The organism is Pseudomonas sp. LBUM1643, from assembly GCF_059716215.1.
Genome location: NZ_CP166813.1, coordinates 4,115,955 through 4,140,495, shown reverse-complemented (window position 1 = coordinate 4,140,495; position 24,541 = coordinate 4,115,955). Strand labels below are relative to the sequence as shown.

The following is a 24,541-nucleotide window of genomic DNA, read 5'->3' as shown; positions in this document are numbered from 1 at the left end:
TCCATAATAACAAGCCTGTGCTGGAGATCTGCATGTATCCAAAAAACACCTGGTATGTTGCCTGCACCCCCGACGAGATCGCCTCAAAGCCATTGGGGCGGCGAATATGCGGTGAGAAAATCGTTTTCTATCGAGGCCTTGAAGGGCGCGTTGCCGCCGTCGAGGATTTTTGCCCGCATCGCGGCGCGCCCCTTTCCCTTGGTTATGTCGACAATGGCAACCTGGTCTGTGGCTACCACGGCCTGGTCATGGGCTGTGATGGCAAGACCGTCGAAATGCCAGGTCAGCGCGTACGGGGCTTTCCGTGCAACAAGACTTACGCGGTTGAAGAGCGTTACGGTTTCATTTGGGTCTGGCCTGGGGAGCAGGACAAGGCTGATCCTGCACTGATCCATCATTTGGAATGGGCTGTCAGTGATGAGTGGGCCTACGGCGGTGGGATGTTCCATATCAATTGCGACTATCGACTGATGATCGATAACCTGATGGATCTCACCCACGAAACCTACGTGCACGCCTCGAGTATTGGCCAGAAAGAGATCGATGAAGTGGCGCCGGTCACCACTGTCCAGGGTGACGAGGTGGTCACCGCGCGGCACATGGAAAACATCATGGCGCCGCCGTTCTGGCGCATGGCCCTGCGTGGCAACAATCTGGCCGACGACGTGCCTGTAGACCGTTGGCAGATCTGCCGTTTCAGTCCGCCCAGTCACGTGTTAATCGAGGTGGGCGTAGCCCACGCCGGCAAGGGCGGTTACAACGCCGAGCCGCAGTACAAGGCGGCCAGTATCGTGGTCGACTTCATTACCCCGGAGACCGACACGTCAATCTGGTACTTCTGGGGGATGGCGCGCAATTTCAATCCCCGCGACGAAGCACTGACGGCCACCATCCGAGAGGGCCAGGGCAAGATCTTCAGCGAAGACCTCGACATGCTCGAACAGCAGCAGAAAAATCTGCTGGCCAATCCCGAACGCAACCTGCTCAAGCTCAATATCGATGCCGGTGGTGTGCAATCCCGGCGCGTGCTGGAACGCCTCATCGCCCGCGAGCGAGCGCCGTCTGTCGAGCTGATTGCCACGACCAAATAGCGAAGGGCAGCGCCCTTGAGCGCTACGCCAGTCCACTCCCATTGATCTTGCTCATGGCCACTGCGGTGGCCAGTCTTGAAGGTGCGCCATGATTGAAGTCGTCGTGACATCCCGCAACTACGAAGCGCTGGATATCTGCAGCTACGAGTTGACCTGTGCCCAAGGTGGGCTATTGCCCGGCTTCAGCGCCGGGGCCCATATCGACTTGCACCTGCCCGGCGGACTTATCCGCCAGTACTCGCTGTGCAATCACCCGCAAGAGCGCCACCGCTACCTGATTGGCGTGCTCAAAGACGTCGCCTCGCGTGGCGGTTCCCAGAGTCTGCATGAGCTGATCAACAGCGGAGATCGGCTGTTCATCAGTGAGCCGCGCAACCTGTTCCCGCTGGTGGCCGAGGGGCGGCGCAGCCTGTTGTTTGCAGGCGGTATCGGCATTACCCCAATTCTGTGCATGGCCGAGCAACTGGCCCACCACGGAGCCGATTTTGAGCTGCACTATTGTGCTCGCTCCAGTGAACGGGCGGCTTTTGTCGAGCGACTCAAAGGGGCATCCTTTGCCGATCGCGTGCATTTGCACTTCGATGAGCAAGCCGATTCGCGACTGGATGCTGCCAGGGTCCTGGCCAATCCGCGGCCTGATTTGCATCTGTACGTCTGCGGTCCGTCAGGTTTCATGCAGCATGTACTTGACAGCGCGAGGGCTCAGGGATGGAGCGATGGGCAGTTGCACCGGGAATACTTCGCCGCGGCGCCGGTGGATACCGCCGCCGACGGGGCGTTCCAGATCAAGCTAGGCAGTAGCGGGCAGGTGTTCGACATTCCGGCCGACAAGACGGTGGTCCAGGTGCTGGAAAGTCACGGCGTCGAGATTGCGCTTTCCTGCGAGCAGGGCATCTGCGGAACCTGTCTGACCCGAGTGCTGGAGGGGGTGCCGGATCACCGTGACCTGTTCCTTACCGAGGCAGAGCAAGCGGCAAATGATCAATTTACGCCCTGTTGCTCAAGGTCCAGGTCGGCGCTATTGGTGCTGGACCTCTGAACCAGTCAATCATTCGCCCCGCGCGATCACCTTCATCCGATCGGTGTTGCTGATCGCACCGAATACCTCGGCGTATCTCAGTGTGGCATTGGCGTGTTCACGCATGATGGCCTCAGCGCGTGCGCCCTGGCGGCTGACCAGTGCGTCGAAGACCGAGTGATGTTGCATGTGCGCGAAGTTGAAGCGCCGGTATTCACGTGCCATATCCTGCCGGTCGATCGCCAGCGCTGACACTGAAGCAAAGGGACGATGGTCGTTGCGCGCCAAGGCTTCGGCAATCGCCGGGTTGGCGCTGCTTTCGACGATCACATGGTGAAAGCGCATGTTGAGGTCATGGAATACCTCGAGGTCTTCTTCAGTCACGTAGCCCTTTTCGAACAAGGTATCGCCTTCCACCAGGCATTCGCGCAGCGCCGCCTGTGCTTGTTCACTCAATCCGCGTTCAGCGCTCTGCCGAGCCGCCAGACCTTCCAGAACTCCGCGCACTTCCACGGCGCCGGCGATATCTTCGGCACTCACCGAGCGCACCTGATAGCCCCGTCCACCATGGCGCACCAGCAAGCCTTCCTGTTCCAGGGTAAGGAAGGCCATGCGCACCGGCATGCGCGAGACGCCGAAGCGTTCCGCCGTCGGAATCTCCATCAGCCGTTCGCCGGCCGCCAGCTCGCCCGAGGCGATCATTTTTCGCAGTGCGACTAGCACCATTTGACCCGGTTTGCTCATGCAGGCGACTTCCAGAGGGGGTTCGCCATAGTAACGCAAGGAGGGGGGAGATGCAGGGGCGACAAGCGCCCCCGGGCAATAGGATCAGAGTGACAACGGGTAGCTGACGATCACGCGGGTCTGATCGAAGTCGCTGTTGAAACTACGACGGTTGGTAGCGTTGTTGACCCGCATGCTGAGGTTTTTCAGCGGGCCACTTTGCAGGGTGTAGCTGACCTCGGTGTCACGTTCCCATTCCTTGCCATTGCTGCCGGCCTTGGTGCTGGCGTTGTCGCCATGACCGTAGCGGGTCATCAGCAGCAAGCCTGGGATGCCGACGGCGACGAAGTTGTAGTCGTAACGGACCTGCCAGGAGCGCTCGTCGGCGTTACTGAAGTTGCCGTTGAACATGTCGTTGCCAAGGGTGCGCCCGCTGCTGCCATATACGGACATCCAGCCGGTATCGCCGCTGACCTTTTGCAACCCCAGGTACAGCGTGTGGCCACCCAGATTGGCCGAGAACAATCCGTAGGCGGTATGGCTTTGCACATTGCCGATCAGGGCTCTGCCGTCATCCTTGTCGTTGAAATAGCCCAGGTTCGCGCCGAGGGTCCAGTCACCGAATTTCTCTTTATGCAGCAGGTTCAGGTAGCTTTGCTGATAGATGTCTTCGAGCTGCGCGTGCCAGGCGCCGATCAGGGTCCGTTGTTCGTTGAAGCGGTATTCGGCACCCGCATAGTTGAAGCTGTCCGACATGACGGTGGGTGCAGCCCAAGCCGAGAGGTCTTGCATGTCTGAAGAGTTGCGCAGGCTCACAGCGGTGTATTGACCTGCCTGCAGGTTCAGGCCGGGAAGCTCCCGGGACACCAGCATGGCGCCCTGAAAGGTCTGTGGCAGCAGGCGTCCGTCATCGTAGCGCAGTAGGGGAATATCCGGCATGAGCTCGCCTAGCATCAGTTCTGTGTCGGAAATACGCATTTTTGCTGCCAGTCCCGCGCGCCCGTAGTCATCGGCGGAGTGTCCATCGTCCTGCACCGGTAGCAGCTCCGAACCGCTGCGTTGCGGGCCGCTGTCAAGCTTGACGCCCAGCATCGCGATACCATCAAGGCCAAAGCCGACAAAGCCTGGGGTATAACCGGAACTGAACTTGAGGATCGCGCCCTGGGCCCATTCTTCGATCTTGCTCTTGCTGGCGCCAGGATCGTTGAAATCACGATTGAAATAGTAATTTCGCAGCATCAGGCTGGTCTTGGAATCCTCAAAAAAACCACCGCTTTCAGCGTGCGCCGAAGGAATCAGGGCAAGCGCGATTGCACCGCCGAGCAGCGCCCGGGGAGGGAGAGAAAAGTAAGTCATTATTGTTTTTTTTCCTGGAGGATGTAGTCAGTAGCGGGGGCGGCCCCCGCTACCTCATTGCACAGGTGTCAGGCCCGGCTGAGTTGGGCGCCAGGCTGTGGCTGGGCGGCAGGCCGCAATGCCAGAAGCACAGCGGCGGCGATGACGAAAACCACGGCAAACACCCCATACAGGTGCAGGGGTTGCCAGCCGCTGTCTAGCAACAGTCCTGCGACGGTCGGCGAAAGAATCGCGCCAATGCGTCCGATACCGATGCCCCAACCAACCCCCGTCGCGCGCACCGACGCGTCATAGACAATCGGCGACAAGGCGTACAAGCCAGCCACGCAACCGTTGGCGAACAGCCCGATCAGTAGACCCAGGCCGAGTGCCATCGATACCGATGAAGCGGAGCCGACGAACAGTACCAGCAGCCCTGCGGTAATCAGCATGAACAGCGACAGCACGCGAGTCAGCCGCCAGCGCGAGGCCAGGCCGCCAATCAGCGCGGCGCCAAAGATTCCGCCGACGCTCAGCAGTACGCCGCCGCTGATGCCTTGCTGTGCCGATAGCCCTGCCGAGACCAGCAGCTTCGGCGTCCAGCTCATCACGAAGTAGAAGCCGAACATCACCAGGAAAAACAACAACCAGATCAGCAGGGTAGTGCGCCGTGAATCAGGCGAGAGCAACTGCGCCAGGCGGCCGCGGCCAGAAGTCGGCGCCAAGGTGGCGACGGGCAACTCGCGCAGTACGGGCTGGCCCAGGCGGGCGGCCAGTCGATTGATGCGCACCAAGGCATTCTCGGGGCGGCGGGCGATCAGAAAGTCCAGCGACTCAGGTAAGTACAGCAACACCAGGGGAATCACCGCCAAGGTCGCGGCGCCACCAAAGATGAATACCGATCGCCAGCCAAAGTGCGTCAGCAGCCATACCGACAACAAGCCCCCAAGCGTCGCGCCCAAGGCATAACCAGTGGATTGCAGGCTCACTGCCAACCCTCGCCAGCGTTTACTAGCGTACTCACTGGCAATCACGTTACTGCTGGCCAGTATTCCGCCAATACCCAGGCCGGTCAGCCCACGCAGTAGCGCCAGTTGTACGGGCGTCTGGCTCAGGGCTGACAACAGCATGCCGACCCCCGAGAGCAGCAAGCAAAAGAGGATCAGCGGCCGACGACCAAAGCGATCCGCCCATGGGGCAATGAACAGAGAGCCTGCCGCCATGCCAAACAGTCCGGCACTCAATAACAGGCCGATTTGTGCACCGTTCAAGCCCCATTCCGCGGATACCGATGAGGCCGTGAAGGCCATCACCAGCACGTCGAAGCCATCGATCATGTTCAGGACAATACAGATTCCCACGGCCAGCCATTGGAAACGCGCCATTGGCTGCTCATCCAGTACGCTCTTCAGGTCGACACTCATGGCTGCCCCTCGATATGAGGCTGGGTAAAGGTAAAGCGAGAAAGGCACACGAAGCTGGATGCAAGCCGAAGCTTGGACCCGATTGAGAAATCACTCATCACGACACCCTTGTTATTTTTATGAGCGGGCAGGCGCTACACCTGACACCGTGTGGCGCCAGTCAATCAATTTATGGATCCATTGAAAAGTGATTGCGGAAAGGTTGTTGTTGTATTTTGTCTTATAGATATATAAATACGTTTAAAAACAGATAGTTATATTAAACATAAAGTGTTCGATTATCGATCATGTATGGATGTTGCTTCGAAAGGATCCATTGGCGCTGCGTAAAGGCCGGCGCACGTTGACGCTCAAGAGAGGACGGCGGTTGTGAAACCGCCTGATTTCGCTAGAAAGTTGAAAACTTCGAAGGGGGGCTCAATTGGCGGTATTCAGTGGTGCTTCAGTGGTAGAACTGGAGCGGGCGATCACGGTGATGATCGACAAGGCGGCGATCACCAGTCCGGGTGAAGTCGCCAACAGCACGCCAGTAGTGCCGGCACCGGCGGCAAGGAGTTGCCCGGCGGCCAAGGGGCCTGCCACTGAACCCAAGCGACCAATGGCCACGGCCGCGCCGACGCCGGTGGCACGCACTGCGGTCGGGTAGGACGGTGGTGCCAGGGCATAGAGCACCAGTTGCGCAGCCATGACGAAAAGCCCGGCGGCAAACCCTGCGATCGACATTGACACGATGCCGATAGACAGGCCGACCCCGGCCAGCGCCGCCAGCAATCCGACATACACGAACAGCACGACCTTCAGTCCGTTGCAACGGTCCAGAAGCAGGCCGCCGAGCAGCGAGCCGAGGGCGCCACCGATGTTGAACAGCATCTGGATCATGCCCGCCTGTGGTTTGCTGAAGCCCTGTTCCAGCAGTAATGAAGGGAGCCAGTTGAGCAGCATGTACATCACGGTCAAGGTGAAGAAATAGCTCATCCATAAGGCAAGCGTGTTGCGTGTGCGGCCTTCGCCGAACAGCGCCTGTGCGGTGGAGGGCCTTGGGATGCCAGTTGCGGAATTTTGCTGGCGGAAGGCGGTGGACTCGGGCAGCAGCAGTGCCATCAGCGGTACCACCAGCAAGGGCACCAGGCCGCCGATGATGAAGGTGGTTTGCCAGTGTTCGCTGGAAAACATCGCCACTACCGCAGCGAGCGCGCCGCCCAGGGGCACGCCGCAATACATGACGCTGATGGCGGTGCCGCGGTTGCGTTCGCTCACGGCCTCGGCGCACAAGGCTATAAGGTTGGGCAGGGCGGCACCCAGGCCCAAACCGGTCATGAAGCGCACCAGCAACAGGCTGGAGTAGCTCCCGACATAGGCAGTGCAAAGGGAAAACAAGCCGAACAGCAGCACTGCACCGACGAGGATTTTCTTGCGGCCGATGCGATCGGCGATCCAGCCGCCAAAAAATGCCCCGGGCAGCAGGCCGATGATACCGGCGCTGAACACCCACCCCATCATCTTCGGGTCCAGGGCAAAACTCTGGCGCAGCCCGGCGGCAGTGGTGCCGGCGGCCTGCAGATCGAAACCCTCGATCAGCGCAACGATAAAGCACAAAGCGATTGTCAGCGTCGAACGACGCGATGGACTGTCCATGGATGAACCTCATTGTTATTTTTTTTGTGGAGTCGAGCCGCCACATCGCGCTGGGGCTGAAGTTGGCTGCTGATTATTAAGATAACAAAGATAACTAAAAGATGAAGCGCTCCAATAAAATTTGAAAAAACAGTAAAAATTTCAGCTAAATCAATAAGATAGGTTCTGATCAATAGTTAATCATAAAAATAGATAATAATATTAATGTTCGATTATCGGTCATTTACGATTGACAGGTGTCATTGGCTGTTTCCATTCTCTGTTCGCGAAGCCGGTTGCACAGCGCTCCCTGGCAGCACTAACAATAATAAAAATGGAAAACAAACATGCCAAAACTCCCTCTGGACACCGTTGCGACGACGCCAGCCACCTGTGTGCCTGGTATCAACCGAGGGTTGCTCCTGGCACTGCTCGGTTTAAGCGTTCTGCCCACCCAGCTCCGCGCCGGGGGCTTTATCGAAGACAGCCATGGCACCTTGACCCTGCGTAATTACTACCTGGATCGCCAATACAAAGACGATGGAACCAAGACCGCTGCCCAGGAGTGGGCTCAGGGTTTCATCATGAACATGGAATCGGGATTTACCGAAGGGCCGCTGGGTTTCGGACTGGACGTTCGGGGGCTGCTGGGGGTCAAGCTCGACTCCGCGCCGGATCGTAGCGGCACCGAGTTGTTGCCGGTGTCGGCCAGCGACAACCGAGCGGCGAATGACTATTCGCGCCTGGCACCGACCGGCAAGCTGCGTTTTGCTCAAACCACGGTGAAGTCCGGGGATGTGTCGATCTTCCTGCCCTTTGCTTTTGCCAGTCCCTCGCGACTGCTGCCCCAAACCTTTCGCGGTACTACTCTCAGCTCCAGGGACATCGATGGCCTGACGTTGAACACCGGGTACATCGATCGCATCGATAAGCGCAATTCCACGAACTATGAGGCGATGACCATCGCTGCGCCCAATCGGAGATTCAACGCTGCTGCCACGACCTCGCACATGGCTTATCTGGGCGGCGATTATCAGGTCAACAAGGCGCTGAGCCTGCGTGTTTACCACGCCGAGGTGAGCGACTTGTATCAGCAGGACACGTTTGCGTTATTGCATGACTTGCCGCTGGGCGGGGGGGTATTGACCAGCGACCTGCGCAGTTTTTTCAGTCGCGAGGACGGCAGTTCCAAAGCAGGTGAAGTGGACAATCGCAACGTCTCTGGACTGTTCAGCTACCGATATGGCGGGCACCGTTTTGGTGTCGGCTATATGCATTCCAGTGGCGACACGGCGACACCCTACATCTCTGGGACAGAGTTGATGGGGATGAGTGAGCTGACCATGGCGTCGGACTTTCTCAATGCCAAGGAGCGCACGTGGCAGGCCATCTATGACTATGACTTTGCCGCGTCCGGAGTCCCCGGGCTGAGAGGCCGGTTGCGTTATCTGCGCGCTGACAATATCGAGCTGCAAGCCTTCAACGCCGAGGACCGCAAGGAGCGTGAGTTTCAGATGGAGCTGGGCTACGTGGTGCAGAGCGGTCCGCTGAAAGACGTTGCACTGGTGGCGCGCAAGGCGATCTACCGCAATGATTTCCCGACCGGTGCTGCATTTCGCGATGAAAACCAGACCCGGTTTCTGGTGATCTACACCTTGCCGATCTGGTAACCCGTGGGTCGTCCAGGTCTCTCACCGGCACGTTCCTTTTTTTGAGGGGGCGTGTCGGCGCTGCGCCGTCACTCCTGATAAATCTTCTTCAGCAGACGCAGTAGCTCTTCACGTTCTTGATTGTCCAGGGCTGCGGTGGCGTCCAGGTCGCTTTGCGCGGCGATCTGATTCAGTTCCTTGAGCAGGGTCTCGCCGGTCTTGCTAAGAAAAATCCCATAAGAGCGCTTGTCTGGCTTGCAACGCACGCGCACTGCCAACGCACGGCTTTCCAGTTTATTGAGCAGCGGCACTACTTGGGGCGGCTCGATGGTCAGTGCCCGTGCCAGATCTGCCTGCATCAGGCCTGGGTTCTGATTGATGATCGCCAGGGCCGAGAATTGAGCGGGTCGCAGATCGTGGGCCGACAGGCGGCTAATGAGGTTCTGGAACAGTTTGAGTTGCGCGCGGCGCATGGCATAGCCGATCAGGTCGTTCAGCGCCGAATCGAGAGGTGCCTGCATCTCGACGTTGGTCGACGGTGCCTCGATCGATTCGGCGAGGGGGGAGGGCTTGGCCATTGCAGGTGAGTCCTGAGTATTGGGAGTTAACAAGGCTATCGATTTTGCCGGCGTTGACCGGTGATTGCTATGACCAATGTTGCTTGGCGTCTAAAAATCGGGGGCTTTCAGTGGGACAAAAAATGGTTAATTATATTAATAGTTAATTGACATAACTAATTTGGTGATTTAATTTCCAGTCATCTTCACTCCCAGAACAAGAGAGCATCGTCATGAGTAATTACGAAGGTCGCTGGACAACGGTCAAAGTGGAAATCGAGGAAGGCATCGCGTGGGTCATCCTCAACCGTCCGGAAAAACGCAACGCCATGAGCCCGACCCTGAACCGCGAGATGATCGATGTTCTGGAAACGCTGGAGCAGGATCCGGACGCCGGTGTACTGGTGCTGACCGGTGCGGGCGAAGCCTGGACTGCCGGGATGGATCTCAAGGAATACTTCCGCGAGGTGGACGCTGGCCCGGAGATTCTTCAGGAAAAAATCCGCCGTGAAGCCTCGCAATGGCAATGGAAACTGTTGCGCATGTACGCCAAGCCGACCATAGCCATGGTCAACGGCTGGTGTTTCGGTGGCGGCTTCAGCCCCCTGGTGGCCTGCGACCTGGCGATTTGCGCTGACGAAGCGACATTCGGTCTTTCGGAAATCAACTGGGGTATCCCGCCGGGCAACCTGGTAAGCAAGGCCATGGCCGACACCGTGGGCCATCGCCAGTCGCTTTACTACATCATGACGGGCAAGACATTTGGTGGGCAGAAAGCCGCGCAGATGGGCCTGGTCAATGAAAGCGTACCTCTGGTGCAACTGCGCGAAGTCACCGTGGAGCTGGCGCGTAATCTGCTGGAGAAAAACCCGGTGGTACTGCGAGCGGCCAAGCATGGTTTCAAACGCTGCCGTGAACTGACCTGGGAGCAGAACGAGGATTACCTGTATGCCAAGCTCGATCAGTCACGCCTGCTTGACACCGAAGGCGGCCGTGAACAAGGCATGAAGCAATTCCTCGACGACAAGAGCATCAAGCCAGGCCTGCAAGCGTACAAACGCTGAGGTGCTACGTTCAAATCGTTCCTATGCATTCCCGTTAAAGTCTATAAAGAGGAATCACCATGCTGGACGTGCCCCTGCTGATTGGCGGCCAGTCGTGCCACGCTCGTGACAGTCGAACCTTCGAGCGCCGTAACCCGGTGACCGGCGAGTTGGTATCGCGGGTAGCGGCCGCCACCCTGGAAGATGCCGACGCCGCGGTGGCCGCTGCGCAGACGGCGTTTCCCGTTTGGGCTGCGCTGGCACCCAATGAACGTCGAACCCGTATGCTCAAGGCTGCCGAACAATTGCAAGCGCGCAGTGCCGAGTTCATCGAGGCAGCAGGCGAGACCGGCGCGATGTCCAACTGGTACGCGTTCAACGTGCGGCTGGCGGCCAATATGCTGCGTGAAGCGGCGTCGATGACCACTCAGATCAATGGCGAAGTCATCCCCTCGGATGTGCCGGGCAGTTTCGCCATGGCCCTGCGCCAACCCTGCGGCGTAGTGTTGGGCATCGCGCCATGGAACGCCCCGGTGATTCTTGCCACACGCGCAATCGCCATGCCATTGGCTTGCGGCAACACCGTAGTGCTCAAGGCCTCCGAACTTAGCCCTGCGGTGCACCGTTTGATCGGCCAGGTATTACAAGACGCAGGCTTGGGCGATGGCGTCGTCAATGTCATCAGTAACGCACCAGCGGATGCCGCGGCGATTGTCGAGCGGTTGATCGCCAACCCGGCGGTGCGACGGGTCAATTTCACGGGCTCGACACATGTCGGACGCATTGTCGGCGAACTCTGTGCGCGCCACCTTAAACCGGCTTTGCTGGAACTGGGCGGCAAGGCACCGTTGCTGGTACTCGATGATGCCGATCTGGATGCTGCGGTTGAGGCGGCCGCCTTTGGCGCCTATTTCAATCAGGGGCAGATCTGCATGTCCACCGAGCGCCTTATCGTCGATGCCAAGGTTGCCGAGGCTTTTGTCGCCAAGTTGGCGGCCAAGGTTGCCACCCTGCGCGCGGGCGATCCTGCGGCTGCGGGCTCAGTGTTAGGTTCGCTGGTAGACGCAAGCGCCGGTATGCGCATCAAGGGGTTGATCGACGATGCCTTGGCCAAGGGGGCGCGACTGGTGGTCGGCGGGCAACTGGACGGCAGCATTTTGCAGCCGACCCTGCTCGACGGCGTCGACGCGAGCATGCGTCTGTACCGCGAGGAGTCGTTCGGACCGGTGGCCGTGGTGCTGCGCGGTGAGGGGGACGAAGCACTGCTGCACTTGGCCAACGACTCCGAGTTCGGTTTGTCGGCGGCGATTTTCAGCCGCGATTGCGGACGAGCCCTCGCCTTGGCCCAACGAGTCGAGTCGGGCATCTGTCATATCAACGGCCCGACCGTGCACGACGAAGCGCAAATGCCTTTCGGCGGGGTCAAGTCCAGCGGTTACGGAAGTTTCGGTGGCAAGGCATCCATTGAGCATTTCACCCAGTTGCGTTGGGTCACCTTGCAGAATGGACCGCGGCACTACCCGATCTGAATAGGCGTCGCCACGTCGGGCATCGACTTCCCCGGAAGCGAATCGCTCGCGTGCAAGGCCGAAATAACAATAACAAGGCTGCAGCCATCGGCTGCCACGCTAACGATGAGTCACCGGTGTGTGGCTTGATTTAGCGTGCCTCGACGGAGAACAAGCACTTGAGTTCCGAATTCAATTTGCAATCACATGCCGAAGCCAGCGCACTGCGCTATCGCCACGTGTCCATCGGTTGCGCGCCGGTCGAAGTTACGGAGCAGCAGGGTGTACTGCACATGCGCTCCCTGGAACCGTTGGCCGAGATGCCCAGGCGGTTGCTCGACCGTCTGGTGCATTGGGCTCAAGTGCGTCCCGAGCAAACCTTTATCGCCGCCCGCCAGGCCGACGGTGAATGGCGTCGGGTGAGTTACGCGCAAATGCTCGACAGTGTCCGGGCTATCGCCCAAGGCCTGCTGCGCTATGGTCTGTCGGCCGATAAGCCCCTGGTGCTACTCTCGGGCAATGACATCGAGCATTTGCAAGTCGCCTTCGGTGCCATGTATGCGGGCATTCCCTACTGCCCGGTGTCGCCGGCCTATTCGCTGTTGTCCCAGGATTTCTCCAAGCTGCGCCACGTTTGCGACCTGCTGCAACCAGGCCTTGTTTTCGTCAGTGACGCCCCAGTGTACCAGCGCGCCATCGACGCCGTGTTACCAGCCGATACGCCATTGATTAACGTCCGTGGCCAAGTCACGGGTCGCCGCCAGGCGAGCTTTTCCAGCTTGCTTGAACAACCTGGCGGCGCCGAGGCTGAAGCCGCTTTTGCCGCCACCGGCCCGGACAGCATTGCAAAATTTCTATTCACTTCCGGCTCGACCAAGCTGCCCAAGGCAGTCATCACCACGCAACGCATGCTCTGCGCCAATCAGCAGATGCTGTTGCAGACTTTTCCGGTGTTCGGCGAAGAGCCTCCGGTGCTGGTGGACTGGCTGCCGTGGAACCACACTTTTGGCGGCAGCCACAACCTCGGCATCGTGCTCTACAACGGCGGCAGTTTTTACCTGGACGACGGTAAACCTACCGCGCAGGGGTTTGCCCAGACTCTGCGCAACCTCAAGGAGATATCTCCCACCGCCTACCTGACCGTGCCCAAGGGCTGGGAAGAACTGGTCTCGGCCCTGGAACAGGACGCGGAGCTACGGGCGTGTTTTTTCAAGCGCGTCAGCCTGTTCTTCTTCGCCGCTGCCGGGCTGTCGCAAAGCGTCTGGGATCGCCTGGACCGGGTAGCCGAACAACACTGTGGCGAACGCATTCGGATGATGGCCGGGCTCGGTATGACCGAGGCCGCGCCATCCTGCACTTTTACTACCGGGCCATTGTCCATGGCCGGTTATATCGGCTTGCCGGCGCCGGGTTGTGAGGTCCGTCTGGTACCGAAGGACGGCAAGCTGGAAGGGCGCTTTCGTGGGCCGCACATCATGCCCGGTTACTGGCGGTCGCCGCAGCAGACGGCCGAGGTGTTCGACGAACAAGGCTTTTACTGTTCCGGTGATGCGCTCAAGTTAGCCAACCCGCATGACCCGCAACTGGGGTTGATGTTCGATGGACGCATCGCCGAGGACTTCAAGCTGTCTTCAGGGGTGTTCGTCAGTGTCGGCCCGCTGCGCAATCGTGCGGTACTGGAAGGTTCACCCTATGTCCAGGACCTGGTGGTGACCGCGCCGGACCGTGAGTGCCTCGGCGCGCTGGTGTTCCCGCGAATGTACGAATGCCGAGGCCTGGCGGGGCTGACGACCCGTGCCAGCGACGCCCAGGTGTTGGCAAGCGCACCGGTACGCGAGTGGTTCGTCGATTGGTTGCAGCGGCTCAATCGCGAAGCCGGCGGCAATGCCAGTCGCCTGGAGTGGATTGCCTTGCTCGACGAGCCGGCCTCCATTGATCGCGGAGAAATCACCGACAAGGGTTCGATCAATCAGCGAGCGGTGTTGCAGTGGCGCGCGGAGCAGGTCGAGGCCCTGTATCGCGGTCTCGATCCGACGATCCTGCGCGCCGGCGCGAAGTCATGAACAGTGGCGGGCAGTACTCGGCCTATGCCGACGCGGCGATTTTCGATGCGGTGCGAACGCCGTGGGTCGACCTCGGTGGTGCGCTGGCCGAGGTCTCGCCGATTGACTTGGGCATCAAGGTCGGGCGCGAAGTACTGGCGCGTTGCGGTGTCGATCCGCTGGCGGTAGACAGCGTGCTGGCGGGTTCCATGGCCCAGGCCAGCTTCGATGCCTATCTGCTGCCACGGCATATCGGTCTCTATAGCGGTGTGGCGCAATCGGTTCCGGCACTGGGCGTGCAGCGTATCTGCGCCACCGGATTCGAACTGCTGCACCAGGCCGCCAGGCAACTGGATGGCGACATGCAACTGGCGCTGTGCGTGGCTACCGAATCAATGTCACGCAATCCGATCGCGGCCTATACCCATCGCGGCGGTTTCCGTCTTGGCGCCGGGGTGCAGTTCAAGGACTTTCTCTGGGAAGCATTGTACGACCCGGCTCCCGGGGTGGACATGATCGCCACCGCCGACAATCTGGCGCGGCGCTATGGGCTGAGTCGCGAGGCCGTGGACGCCTACGCCTATGCCAGCCATCAGCGGGCGTTTGCGGCGCAGCGGGCAGGATGGTTGGCGCCTGAGATTGTTGATGTAGTTCCTCAAATCTTTGAACTCAAAGGCTATCAATCTCGAAGTATTCGCCTGCCACGTGGTGTCGACTCGGTAAGTGACGACAGCCACCCACGACACGGAAATTTGGCCGCCTTGGCCCGGCTGCGCGCCGTGCACGAGGGAGGCGTACAGACCGCCGGAAACAGCTGTGCGGTAGTTGATGGTGCGGCAGCGGCGCTGGTCGGACCTGCTTCGGCTAGCCGCGATACGCCGTTAGCCTTGCTGCGGGCCAGCGCTGTGGTGGGGGTGGCGCCGGAGTTCATGGGCATCGGTCCTGCACGGGCGATTCGTCTGTTGGCGCAGCGCAGCGGCCTGAGCCTGAATCAGATTGGCCGCTTTGAAATCAACGAAGCCCAGGCAGCCCAGGTCCTCGCCGTGGCTCAGGAGTTGGAGCTGGACCGCTCCCTTCTCAACGTCCAGGGCGGCTCGCTGGCCCTCGGTCACCCGTTGGCAGCCAGTGGTCTGCGCCTGGTATTGACCTTGTCCCGGCAGCTGCGCGAGCACAATTTGCGCTATGGGATTGCCGCAGCCTGTGTCGGTGGCGGGCAGGGCATGGCCCTGCTGATCGAGAACCCGTCCTGGCACGTGCGACATTAGTAGCCCACTCGTAACGACGGATGTCACTTGTTCTCTACCCTATGAGGTTTCACATGTGGAGCTATCAGGCGCCCTTGCGCGATATGCAATTTGTTCTTGAGCACTGGCTGCAGGCGCCCAAGGCGTGGCGTCGGAGTTCGGTATTCAAGGCGCTGGATTTACCGCTGGCCGTGCAGGTGCTGAAGGAGGCCGGGCGTTTCAGTAGTGACATCCTGGCGCCGTTAAACAGCATTGGAGATCGTCAGGGTTGCCGTTTGGCCGAGGGGCAGGTCACCACTCCGGATGGCTTTGCCGATGCCTATCGGGCTTATGTCGAAGGCGGTTGGCCGGCCCTGGCCTGTGCCGAAGCGCTCGGTGGACAAGGCTTGCCGCAAGTGCTCGACGCGGCACTGCAAGAGATGCTGTACGCCAGTAACCACGCTTGGGCCATGTACACCGGCATTGCCCACGGCGCTTATCTTTGTCTGAAGGTCCACGCAGACGCGTGGCTGCAGGAGCGCTTTCTTCCCGCAATAATTAGTGGCGAAAGCCTGGCCACCATGTGCCTGACTGAGCCCCAGGCTGGCAGTGATGTCGGCCTGCTACGCTGTCGCGCCGAACCCCAGGACGACGGCAGTTATCGGCTCAGCGGCAACAAGCTGTTTATCTCTGGCGGCGAGCACGACCTCACCAAAAACATCCTGCATCTGGTGCTGGCTCGCGTGCCGGGAGCGCCAACTGGCAGCCACGGGATTTCGCTGTTTCTGGTGCCGAAGTTATTGAGTCAGGGTCAGGCCAACGGTGTGGCCTGCAACGGTATCGAGCACAAGATGGGGATTAAGGGCAGTTCCACCTGTTCCATGGTGTTCGAAGCGGCTCAGGGCTGGTTGATTGGCGAGGTCAATCATGGTCTGAAGGCGATGTTCGTGATGATGAATTCAGCACGTCTTCATGTAGGCCTACAGGGTCTTGGGCACAGCGAAGCGGCCTGGCAGAACTGTCGTAGCTACGCCAGTGAACGGCTGCAGATGCGCGCACCGTCAAGACCGGCCGGGGTTGTGGCGCAGGCAGCCGACCCGATCCACTACCATCCGGCAATGCGCCGCGTCCTGCTCGAATTACGCGCCACCAGCGAAGGCATGCGCGCTATTGGCTATTGGGCCGCGCACCTGTTGGACCAGTCCGAACATGACCCACAGCTACTGGCTCGACAACAAGCCGGGCAACTGGCGCAACTGCTGACACCGATCATTAAGGCGTTTTTTACCGAACAGGGTTTTCGCCAGGCCAGCAACGCCTTGCAGGTGTTTGGTGGTTACGGTTACGTCTGCGAATTTGCCATCGAGCAAACACTGCGTGACAGCCGCATCGCCATGATTTACGAAGGCAGCAACGAGATTCAGGCCAACGACCTGCTGTTACGCAAGGTGTTGGGCGACCAGGGCCAAACATTTGACCTGTTGCTGGCGCAATTGCGCGAAGAGTCCAGGCAGGGCGCCGAAACGCCACAGTGCGCCGGCTTTGCTGAGCAATTGGTGAAGCTGTGTGGTGAGCTTCACGTGCTGGTTCGCGAGGTGCGTGAACGATCACTCAAAGATATTGAGTACCCGTATCGAGCTGCAGGGAGTTTCCTTCAGCTTTGCGGCCTGACCCTGCTCGCGCTGGCCTGGGCGCGGGCGGCTCGGGTCTCGCGGCAATTGCCTGAGGACGATCCACTGCGTGCCGTTAAACTTGAAACAGCCGGGTTTTTCTTCAGCTACCTGCTGCCCCAAACCGAGCAGCACATGGCTGCGGTGCGTGGGGCGCGAGCAGAATTGGCGTTTATTTGAGGCCGGGCTGAAGACCCGGTCTGACGCAGGAGTAGCGCCAGGCGATGGCGTTTTGGAGCGAGTGTCCGGCAGGTACAGGGAACAGGCTAGACGATCTATCGCAAGTCCCCCGCCGTAAAGCCGGCCAGCTAAATCGCTTCCCTGTCAATGCACTGGCATGCCTTGATCTCGCGTGTGGTTTTTACCATCAACTACCAGACTTTAAGCGTGTAGTCGACGTTAATCCGGGTTTCGTTATCACTCCGGAATGTCGATTCCTCGCTCTGCTCATTGCGATAAAACGCATGGCGCAGGCGCAGAGCGAGACCCTTTGCCGGGCCTGACTGTATGACATAAGCCAACTCGAGATCCTTCGACGACTCTGTCAGATTGCTACCTCCCAAGTGTGGCAGGTCGATGTTACTCCCCCTCAGATAGCGGGCCATGCCGGTCAACCCCGGCAAACCGACGGCCGCGAAGTTGTAGTCATACCGCACCACCCAGGTCCGCTCCTTCGGGTTAACGAAGTCCGCACTCATGGTGCCGTCGCTGAGCACTGTTGGCTCCCCGCCGGCGATGTAGGCCATTGCCGTGTCGCCTGTCTGGTGCATGTAACCCATTCCCAGGGTATGGGCAGCGACCTGGTAGCTGAACATGGCTCCGACGTTCAAGTTGTCTACCTTGCCGGCTTCGGCATGGCCATTTTCTTGACTGTTATAGACCCGCACATCTGTCTTCAGTTTGCCTGGGCCGAGGGGAAGCACGTGGATGCCTCCCCCAAAGTCCTGGGTGTACAGGTCCTTTAACTCGGCGTGAAAATAGCGAAGGGTTAACGTGTCAGACCACTGATAGTCGCCGCCAATGAAGTCAAAACGCTCCGAGCTGGCGCCCTTTTTGAAGCGGCCATTGGGCGACGCCAGTGTGATTGGCTGATAGTCAGTGGAATCACGCAGGTTCACTCGATCCATTCGACCCGTGTGTAACGTAAGGCCATTGATGTCATCGGAAATCGCGTACGCGCCGCGAAAGGATTGCGGAACCAAACGAGCAGGGCTCGCGGTGATGACCGGCAGGGCAGGGAACTGCGTTCCAACGGATAACCGGGTCTTTGAGATTTTCGCCTTGAGCGCCACGCCCAGTTCAGAATATTCGTCTTCGGCCTTTCGGGTCGTCGGGTCAAAAGGCAGGAGTTGAGTGCCGGTCCGATTGGGCGACGAGTCAAGTTTGAGTCCTAACATCCCCGTGAGATCAACGCCGAAGCCGACGGTCCCGCCGGTAAATCCGGAGTTGGCTTTGAGGATGAATCCCTGTGCCCACTCGCGAGCGGCCGAATAAGGGCTGTCGCCTTTGTAGTCCCGGTCCAGATAGTAATTGCGCGTGGTAAGGGTCGCGCTGCTATCGTCCACGAACCCTGCGCAGGCGGTGGAAGACGCAAAGGCTATCGCCATGCCCAGGCTGCAACGCCAAGGCCATTCAAGGGTTTTTTGCATGTGATGTGTCCTGCTTTTATTGTTATGGACGGTCGACTCAGGTGTTACTGACGGTGTTGAGCTGGAGCATTTTTTGCGGTTTTAAGAGCCAAACGGCGAGGGCGGCGAGGACGAAGGACAGGGCGAATAACAGGTAAAGGTCGGCTGGCTGCCACTGCGCATCGATCAGTCGGCCAGCCACTAATGGCGAGAGAATCGCACCGACGCGCCCGATGCCGATGCCCCAACCCAAGCCAGTAACGCGCTGGGTGGCGTTGTAGATGCCAGGGGTAAGTGCATACAGCCCGGCGACGCAGCCGTTGACAAAAATACCGATCAGTAACACCAGGGCGAAGGCCAGCGTCAGGTTGGCAGTGAATTGCACAAAGACGGCCAGCAATACTGCATTGACCAGCAGGTAGGTCATTAGTACTTGGGATAAACGAAAGCGCGCCGCCAGCAGACCGATCAGCGAAGTGCCGAGAATGCCACCGACGTTGAGTAGTACACCCCCAGTGATTCCCTGGGTGTTCGACAAACCGGCCGAAACCAGTAGCCTCGGCGTCCAGCTCATCACGAAATAGAAACCGAACATCACCAGAAAGAACGCGCTCCACACCAGCAAGGTTGAACGCAGCAGAGCCGGCGAGAAGAGCTCGGCAAACGTGGCGCGTAGCGGTTTCCTGGATTCGCGCAACGCCGCGGGTAACTGTTCCAGCGCAGTGATCGCTACTCGCTGCAGCAGGACATTGATACGCACCAGCGCGCGCCTGGGTTGGCGAGACAACAGGAAAGCCAGGGACTCGGGTAGCCATAATGCAAGGATCGGCAGGATCAGCAGCGTTGTTACGCCACCGTAAAAGAACACCGAACGCCAACCCAGGGACGGAATGATCTGCGCCGCGATGAGGCCGCCGATCGTTGCGCCCAGTGCGTAGGCCGTTGATTGCAGGCTGATGGCCAGACTGCGCCATTTCTTGTTGGCGTACTCTCCCGCAATGACATAGCTGCTCGCCAGGATGCCACCGATGCCGAGTCCGGTAATCAGGCGCAACACCGCGAGCATCTCGGCTGACGTCGCCTTCGAAGATGCCAGCATGCCGAGCCCGGTGATACCCACACACAACAGAATGAGTGGACGTCGACCGAAGCGATCAGCCCAGGGGGCAATGAACAACGAGCCGATTGCCATTCCGACAAGCCCTGCACTGAGCAGGTAGCCGAGGTGAATACCGCTCAGGCCCCATTCGGCGGAAATGGACGCCGCGGTGAAGGCCATCACCAATACATCGAAGCCATCCAGCATGTTGATCAGAAAGCAGAGCGCAATCACGCCCCACTGGAAGCTGACCATGGGTTTCTCGTCCAGCTGTTGTCCAATCGTCTGGCTCATGGCGTCAGACTCCGCAGCTGTGGGTAGAGAAATGCTGTGAACGACGGGCAGCCGAAGCCGCCCTGCTATGCAAGGGGTGCAGTGTGTACATGTCGATACCTTTTTGTTTTTGTTGGTCAGTGGTACATGCAAGGCGCCTCGGAGCCTGCTACACGGCTCCGGGGCGGCGACGGGTTCAGGACGCGGGCGCGCCTGGTCCGGTCGGGAAGCCTGTCATTCAGGGCACGCTGAAAGATGTGTGTGGATCGATCACAAACTTCTTCGGCACACCGGCATCGAACTCGCCATATCCCTCAGGCGCCTGATCCAGGCTGATGACCTGCACGCCCACCACTTCGGCGATGTTGATGCGGTCCCACATGATTGCCTGCATTAGTTGGCGGTTGTACTTCATGACCGGGGTCTGGCCGGTGTGGAAGCTGTGGGATTTAGCCCAGCCGAGGCCGAAGCGAATGCTCAGGCTGCCCATTTTTGCGGCAGCGTCGACAGCGCCCGGGTCTTCAGTGACGTAGAGGCCAGGGATGCCGATTTTGCCGGCAACCCGCACCACGCCCATCAGCGAGTTGAGCACGGTAGCCGGGGCTTCGTGTTTGACGCCGTCATGGCCGTGGCCGCGAGCTTCGAAGCCGACGCAGTCCACTGCGCAATCCACTTCCGGTTCGCCCAGCAGTGCGGCGATCTGTTCGTGCAGCGGCGCGTCTTTGGACAGGTCGACGATTTCAAACCCTTGCGCCTTGGCGTGGGCCAGGCGAATGGTGTTGACGTCGCCGATGATCACCACCGCTGCACCGAGCAGACGCGCCGAGGCGGCAGCGGCCAGGCCGACAGGACCAGCGCCAGCAATGTAAACAGTACTGCCCGGGCCGACGCCGGCAGTGACGGCACCGTGGTAACCGGTCGGCAGGATGTCGGAGAGGCACGTCAGGTCACGGATTTTCTCCATGGCCTTGTCGCGATCCGGCAGTTTCAGCAGGTTGAAGTCGGCGTATGGCACCAGCACATATTCGGCCTGGCCACCGGTCCAGTCGCCCATGTCGACATAACCGTAAGCACCACCGGGACGGGCCGGGTTGACGGTCAGGCAGACGCCGGTGTGTTGTTCCTTGCAGGAACGGCAGCGCCCGCAAGCCACGTTGAACGGTACGGACACCAGGTCACCGATTTTCAGGTTCTCGACGTCGCTGCCTTTCTCGATCACTTCACCGGTGATCTCATGGCCCAGCACCAGGCCGGTTTGAGCCGTTGTGCGACCGCGCACCATGTGCTGGTCGGAGCCGCAGATGTTGGTGGAAATAACTTTGAGAATGACCCCATGTTCGATCTTGCGACCGCGCGGGTCCTGCATTTTCGGATAGTCGATTTTTTGTACTTCGACCTTGCCAGCGCCGAGATACACCACACCACGATTGCCTGACATGCTTTTTTCCCTCGAGGAATGTTGTTGTTATGTAGCGGTGCAAAGTGCTGCCTTCGGAGCAGCAAAAATTCCGGGAGCGTTGAGTCTGGTTTGACGGACTCAACAGGTGGATTGGCGAAGTTGCTCAATGATCCGGCGGGCGCGATTGGCGCCGACATCGACGTGTATGTCGATCATCGGGCGCGCACCGAACCGACACATGTTCTGGTATTGGGCTTCAATCACTTCCTTGTCTTCATCGAAGGTCAGGATGGTTTGTTCAACGACCTTGGCCTTGATGGCTTCCGGGTCACTCGCCGGGTTGGTTGCAATGGTCCAGAAGTAGTGAGTGGTGGTGTCGGTCTCTGGCGTTACGCCGTGGAATCCGCGCATGTGGAAGCCGCCGCGATCGGGGTTATCCAGTGAGTCGGTACCGGCATCCACCGCACCGGTCCAGATACGCAGATGACTGACGTGAAATTCGATTTCTTGCCAGCGGTCCACGTTGCCTTTGAAGGGGTAGGCGGCGGTGTAGGTCGGTGGTGGAACAGAGTCGGGCATGTGGCGCACGACCCGTACGACGTTGTCTTCACTCTCCACATTCATCCGCGCATTCATGTGAATGCTGGCGTTGCCACCGATGGTGTGCAGATGGACATACCCCAGGTGACTCAAGTCCATCAGATTGTCGTGAATCAGTTGATAAGGCGCATCGTAGTGGTACACGCTGCCGTCAAACAGGTATTTGCCGTTGCTGTGAACCTGGTAAATCGGTGGCTCACAGTTCGGCTCAGGTTGAGTCACGCTGCCAAACCAGATCCACACGATCTGGTCCTGCTCACGTACGTGATAAGCAGGAACCTTGGCCTTGCTCGGGACTTTGTCCTGACCCGGAATTTCGACGCATTTTCCAAGGTCATCGAACAGCAACCCGTGATAGCCGCAACGAATGCCCGATGCTTCGAGCGTGCCGTGCGACAGTGGCATTGCCCTGTGGCAGCAGCGGTCCTCCAGCGCCGCGACCTCGCCGTTGGCTTTGCGAAACAGCACCACAGGCTTGTTGAGCAATGTCCGACCCACCGGTTTGTCCTTCAACTCCCAACCCAGGGCGGCGACGTACCACTGGTTGAGGGGAAAGCTGGGCAAGGCAGGCGCCGGAATTTCTTCGGCAAGGTGTTGGAGAGTGGAGGTGTTCATGGTGTTCTCCAGAAGGCACGGTTGATGTTGTTGTTTTTTGAAATCACAGATCGATAACAAGGCGCGATGATCTGGCGCGTGAGCAGCAGGGGGTAAAGCGGTCGTTTGCGGCGTGTTCGGCTACCGTCAGGAATTTGTCCCGATGTTCTGGAATACCCTTCAGTACGCGGGTTACGCAGGTGCCGCAAACGCCTTGTTCGCAAGATGACTCGATCGCTATGCCAGCCTCGTCGAGCACTTCGAACACCGTACGTTCGGCAGGGATCCAAAAAACCTGGCCACTGCTTGCCAATTCAACTTCGAAGGGCGCATTGGCGCTTTGATCAACAGGGTCCGCGGCGAAGAACTCTTTGTGTACCCGGTCCTGCGGCCAGCCAGCGCTATGCGCGGCATCGAGGATGTAATTCATGAATCCGGCCGGCCCGCACACATAAAGATGGGTGACGTCATCCGGGGCTTTCAGCAGGGCAGACGCATCGAGCTTCTGGATCTGGGGGCCGCTGTCGTCATGCAACCTTATGCGATCAGCGAATGGGGTCTGAGCAAGCATCTGCACGAACGCAGCGCGTTGGCTTGATCGGAAGCAGTAGTGCAACTCGAAGTCGGCCCCTTGATGTGATAGCTCCCAAGCCATGGCCAGCATGGGGGTTATACCGATACCTCCGCCAAACAGCAGGTGTCGTTGCGCCGAGCTATCAAGCGGAAAAAGGTTACGCGGAGCGCTGATGGTCAGCGTTTGCCCCGACCGTACCTGCTCGTGCATGGCTATGGAGCCGCCCCGTGAGCTCGGGTCCTTGAGAACACTGATCAGGTAGCGGTGACGTTCCCTTGGGTCGTTGCACAAGGAGTACTGTCGGGTGAGGCCATCGGCAATGTGAATGTCGATATGGGCCCCGGCCTCGAACGCTGGCAGCGTACTGCCATCGGCCGCACATAATTCGAAACTGCAGATGCCTTCGGCTTCGTCTGCTTTGCGAGTGACGTTGACTTGAAGCATGACTTGTCCCTCCACACTGAAGTGGCTGCTGAAAAAAAGCGTCGGTGAGAGCTCTGGCCGGGGACGGATCAGCCGGGCGCTGGAACGAGGAAGGAAGAGTCGATGAGATTGGAGGACTTCATGACCAACACCTGATAATTATTTTTATGAGGCACGGCGACGGCATATCATGCAGCGAATCGCCCGTGACGTTCGGTTGAGAAATCCTCCGATTATTTAGTTGCGGTGTCAACTAATATTCAAAAGCTCCGCCGATAGGTGTTCACTGAATGTCCGCAGAATCCCAACTGAACCTGACGCGTTATGTCCCAGCCCTGTTGAATTTTTTGTCCAACAAACTCTCTGCCGGGGCCTCGCATTGCTATCGCAAACACTTCGGTATCGGTGTGGTCGAGTGGCGGATGCTTTCGATGCTCGCCGTTGAAAATGACATCACCGCCAACCGAATCTGTCAGACGATCGGGCTCGACAAGAGCGCGGTCAGTCGCTCACTCCAGTCCCTGGAAGCAGCAGGGCACATTCGTAGCCAAGTGGATTCGACGGATGCGCGGCGCTACACCGTCAGCTTGACGGACAGCGGCAAAGCCTTGCATGAACGAGTATTGAAGGTTGCACTGGAGCGAGAGCGGCGCTTGCTCAGCGGGCTCTCTGCTTCGGAAGTGGACACCCTCGTCGAGTTGTTGGGCCGGCTGCATTCCCAAGTCGCCAACGTGAACGAATACGACCCGCAGGACGTTTGACGCTTCGCCTCGGCGACGCGCTCTCCAGCTTTTCAGGTATCGCGATTACCGATAGGTCGCATCCCGACAAGCGATTGGTCAGCCCCCCTGTGTCACGTCAAACTTTGACCCCAATTAAAACAATAAAGGGGCTCAGTCGATGGCTAATCGCTTTATCGCCGCGTCCAGGTCGAGCAAGTCAGAAGCCCTCTATTGGGTGCTTTGCTGAACCGTCTCAGTGTCGGTGGCAAATTGTCGCTCGGCTTCGGTCTGGTTCTGATCTGATCTGCACGATGGGCATGGCGGCCGATCAA

At 59.1% G+C, this 24,541-nt stretch carries 19 protein-coding genes; 9 read left to right on the top strand and 10 right to left on the bottom strand.

From position 1 onward, the window contains the following. The first annotated feature begins 32 nt into the window (after positions 1-32). Both ACA063_RS18560 and ACA063_RS18555 read left to right on the top strand, forming a co-directional pair. Positions 33-1,091 (top strand): Rieske 2Fe-2S domain-containing protein, encoded by a 1,059-nt coding sequence (locus tag ACA063_RS18560; protein WP_497662850.1) that lies wholly within the window; start codon positions 33-35, stop codon positions 1,089-1,091. A gap of 88 nt (positions 1,092-1,179) precedes the next feature. Beyond that, complete coding sequence (locus tag ACA063_RS18555; protein ID WP_497662849.1) at positions 1,180-2,130, top strand: PDR/VanB family oxidoreductase; 951 nt, start codon at positions 1,180-1,182, stop codon at positions 2,128-2,130. Positions 2,131-2,139: 9 nt separating this feature from the next. Here ACA063_RS18555 and ACA063_RS18550 read toward each other — a convergent pair whose 3' ends face one another. From ACA063_RS18550 to mhpT, 4 genes are all read right to left on the bottom strand, one after another. Next, positions 2,140-2,853 (bottom strand): GntR family transcriptional regulator, encoded by a 714-nt coding sequence (locus ACA063_RS18550; RefSeq protein WP_497662848.1) that lies wholly within the window; start codon positions 2,851-2,853, stop codon positions 2,140-2,142. A gap of 84 nt (positions 2,854-2,937) precedes the next feature. After that, complete coding sequence (locus ACA063_RS18545) at positions 2,938-4,188, bottom strand: OprD family porin (protein WP_497662847.1); 1,251 nt, start codon at positions 4,186-4,188, stop codon at positions 2,938-2,940. Between the two features lie 68 nt (positions 4,189-4,256). Next, positions 4,257-5,591: an MFS transporter gene (locus ACA063_RS18540; protein WP_497662846.1), complete on the bottom strand. Its 1,335-nt coding sequence runs from the start codon at positions 5,589-5,591 to the stop codon at positions 4,257-4,259. A gap of 417 nt (positions 5,592-6,008) precedes the next feature. After that, positions 6,009-7,226, bottom strand: a complete 1,218-nt coding sequence (mhpT, locus tag ACA063_RS18535; RefSeq protein ID WP_497662845.1) for a 3-(3-hydroxy-phenyl)propionate transporter MhpT — start codon at positions 7,224-7,226, stop codon at positions 6,009-6,011. A 326-nt stretch (positions 7,227-7,552) separates the two neighbouring features. On the opposite strand from mhpT, the gene ACA063_RS18530 reads away from it, so the two are divergent. Beyond that, on the top strand, positions 7,553-8,875 hold the full coding sequence (locus tag ACA063_RS18530) for an OprD family porin (protein ID WP_497662844.1): 1,323 nt from the start codon (positions 7,553-7,555) through the stop codon (positions 8,873-8,875). Between the two features lie 68 nt (positions 8,876-8,943). On the opposite strand, the gene ACA063_RS18525 is transcribed toward ACA063_RS18530, so the two are convergent. Further along, entirely contained in the window at positions 8,944-9,432 is a 489-nt protein-coding gene (locus ACA063_RS18525; protein WP_490146916.1) for a MarR family transcriptional regulator, read from the bottom strand. 212 nt (positions 9,433-9,644) lie between these two features. On the opposite strand from ACA063_RS18525, the gene ACA063_RS18520 reads away from it, so the two are divergent. The 5 genes from ACA063_RS18520 (at position 9,645) to ACA063_RS18500 (ending at position 17,077) form a co-directional block, all read left to right on the top strand. Beyond that, positions 9,645-10,475, top strand: a complete 831-nt coding sequence (locus ACA063_RS18520; protein ID WP_497662843.1) for a p-hydroxycinnamoyl CoA hydratase/lyase — start codon at positions 9,645-9,647, stop codon at positions 10,473-10,475. 59 nt (positions 10,476-10,534) lie between these two features. Further along, positions 10,535-11,983 carry an aldehyde dehydrogenase gene (locus tag ACA063_RS18515; protein WP_497662842.1) on the top strand — a complete coding sequence of 483 codons (1,449 nt, stop codon included), beginning with the start codon at positions 10,535-10,537 and terminating at the stop codon, positions 11,981-11,983. A 158-nt stretch (positions 11,984-12,141) separates the two neighbouring features. Beyond that, on the top strand, positions 12,142-14,025 hold the full coding sequence (locus ACA063_RS18510; protein WP_497662841.1) for a feruloyl-CoA synthase: 1,884 nt from the start codon (positions 12,142-12,144) through the stop codon (positions 14,023-14,025). Beyond that, positions 14,022-15,269: a thiolase family protein gene (locus ACA063_RS18505; RefSeq protein WP_497662840.1), complete on the top strand. Its 1,248-nt coding sequence runs from the start codon at positions 14,022-14,024 to the stop codon at positions 15,267-15,269. The genes ACA063_RS18510 and ACA063_RS18505 overlap by 4 nt, the downstream gene beginning before the upstream one ends. A gap of 53 nt (positions 15,270-15,322) precedes the next feature. After that, on the top strand, positions 15,323-17,077 hold the full coding sequence (locus ACA063_RS18500) for an acyl-CoA dehydrogenase family protein (protein WP_497662839.1): 1,755 nt from the start codon (positions 15,323-15,325) through the stop codon (positions 17,075-17,077). A gap of 191 nt (positions 17,078-17,268) precedes the next feature. Here ACA063_RS18500 and ACA063_RS18495 read toward each other — a convergent pair whose 3' ends face one another. The 5 genes from ACA063_RS18495 to ACA063_RS18475 form a co-directional block, all read right to left on the bottom strand. Continuing rightward, positions 17,269-18,546: an OprD family porin gene (locus ACA063_RS18495; protein WP_497662838.1), complete on the bottom strand. Its 1,278-nt coding sequence runs from the start codon at positions 18,544-18,546 to the stop codon at positions 17,269-17,271. Between the two features lie 37 nt (positions 18,547-18,583). After that, a complete protein-coding gene (locus ACA063_RS18490) occupies positions 18,584-19,918 on the bottom strand; it encodes an MFS transporter (protein WP_497662837.1) in 1,335 nt (444 codons plus the stop codon). A 217-nt stretch (positions 19,919-20,135) separates the two neighbouring features. After that, complete coding sequence (gene fdhA / locus ACA063_RS18485) at positions 20,136-21,335, bottom strand: formaldehyde dehydrogenase, glutathione-independent (RefSeq protein WP_162438951.1); 1,200 nt, start codon at positions 21,333-21,335, stop codon at positions 20,136-20,138. 99 nt (positions 21,336-21,434) lie between these two features. Further along, entirely contained in the window at positions 21,435-22,511 is a 1,077-nt protein-coding gene (locus ACA063_RS18480) for a Rieske 2Fe-2S domain-containing protein (RefSeq protein ID WP_497662836.1), read from the bottom strand. Between the two features lie 43 nt (positions 22,512-22,554). Then, complete coding sequence (locus ACA063_RS18475) at positions 22,555-23,508, bottom strand: PDR/VanB family oxidoreductase (RefSeq protein ID WP_497662835.1); 954 nt, start codon at positions 23,506-23,508, stop codon at positions 22,555-22,557. A gap of 269 nt (positions 23,509-23,777) precedes the next feature. Here ACA063_RS18475 and ACA063_RS18470 point away from each other — a divergent pair, with 269 nt between their 5' ends. Further along, positions 23,778-24,248 (top strand): MarR family winged helix-turn-helix transcriptional regulator, encoded by a 471-nt coding sequence (locus ACA063_RS18470; RefSeq protein WP_497662834.1) that lies wholly within the window; start codon positions 23,778-23,780, stop codon positions 24,246-24,248. Positions 24,249-24,541: the final 293 nt, after the last annotated feature.

What these genes read in the sequence shown, in the direction of transcription:
- fdhA (WP_162438951.1), bottom strand. Translation starts at nt 21,335, where the DNA reads ATGTCAGGCAATCGTGGTGTGGTGTATCTCGGCGCTGGCAAGGTCGAA.
- ACA063_RS18480 (WP_497662836.1), bottom strand. Translation starts at nt 22,511, where the DNA reads ATGAACACCTCCACTCTCCAACACCTTGCCGAAGAAATTCCGGCGCCT.
- ACA063_RS18505 (WP_497662840.1), top strand. Translation starts at nt 14,022, where the DNA reads ATGAACAGTGGCGGGCAGTACTCGGCCTATGCCGACGCGGCGATTTTC.
- ACA063_RS18500 (WP_497662839.1), top strand. Translation starts at nt 15,323, where the DNA reads ATGTGGAGCTATCAGGCGCCCTTGCGCGATATGCAATTTGTTCTTGAG.
- ACA063_RS18560 (WP_497662850.1), top strand. Translation starts at nt 33, where the DNA reads ATGTATCCAAAAAACACCTGGTATGTTGCCTGCACCCCCGACGAGATC.
- ACA063_RS18540 (WP_497662846.1), bottom strand. Translation starts at nt 5,591, where the DNA reads ATGAGTGTCGACCTGAAGAGCGTACTGGATGAGCAGCCAATGGCGCGT.
- ACA063_RS18490 (WP_497662837.1), bottom strand. Translation starts at nt 19,918, where the DNA reads ATGAGCCAGACGATTGGACAACAGCTGGACGAGAAACCCATGGTCAGC.
- ACA063_RS18470 (WP_497662834.1), top strand. Translation starts at nt 23,778, where the DNA reads ATGTCCGCAGAATCCCAACTGAACCTGACGCGTTATGTCCCAGCCCTG.
- ACA063_RS18555 (WP_497662849.1), top strand. Translation starts at nt 1,180, where the DNA reads ATGATTGAAGTCGTCGTGACATCCCGCAACTACGAAGCGCTGGATATC.
- ACA063_RS18520 (WP_497662843.1), top strand. Translation starts at nt 9,645, where the DNA reads ATGAGTAATTACGAAGGTCGCTGGACAACGGTCAAAGTGGAAATCGAG.
- ACA063_RS18525 (WP_490146916.1), bottom strand. Translation starts at nt 9,432, where the DNA reads ATGGCCAAGCCCTCCCCCCTCGCCGAATCGATCGAGGCACCGTCGACC.
- ACA063_RS18530 (WP_497662844.1), top strand. Translation starts at nt 7,553, where the DNA reads ATGCCAAAACTCCCTCTGGACACCGTTGCGACGACGCCAGCCACCTGT.
- ACA063_RS18495 (WP_497662838.1), bottom strand. Translation starts at nt 18,546, where the DNA reads ATGCAAAAAACCCTTGAATGGCCTTGGCGTTGCAGCCTGGGCATGGCG.
- mhpT (WP_497662845.1), bottom strand. Translation starts at nt 7,226, where the DNA reads ATGGACAGTCCATCGCGTCGTTCGACGCTGACAATCGCTTTGTGCTTT.
- ACA063_RS18515 (WP_497662842.1), top strand. Translation starts at nt 10,535, where the DNA reads ATGCTGGACGTGCCCCTGCTGATTGGCGGCCAGTCGTGCCACGCTCGT.
- ACA063_RS18550 (WP_497662848.1), bottom strand. Translation starts at nt 2,853, where the DNA reads ATGAGCAAACCGGGTCAAATGGTGCTAGTCGCACTGCGAAAAATGATC.
- ACA063_RS18545 (WP_497662847.1), bottom strand. Translation starts at nt 4,188, where the DNA reads ATGACTTACTTTTCTCTCCCTCCCCGGGCGCTGCTCGGCGGTGCAATC.
- ACA063_RS18475 (WP_497662835.1), bottom strand. Translation starts at nt 23,508, where the DNA reads ATGCTTCAAGTCAACGTCACTCGCAAAGCAGACGAAGCCGAAGGCATC.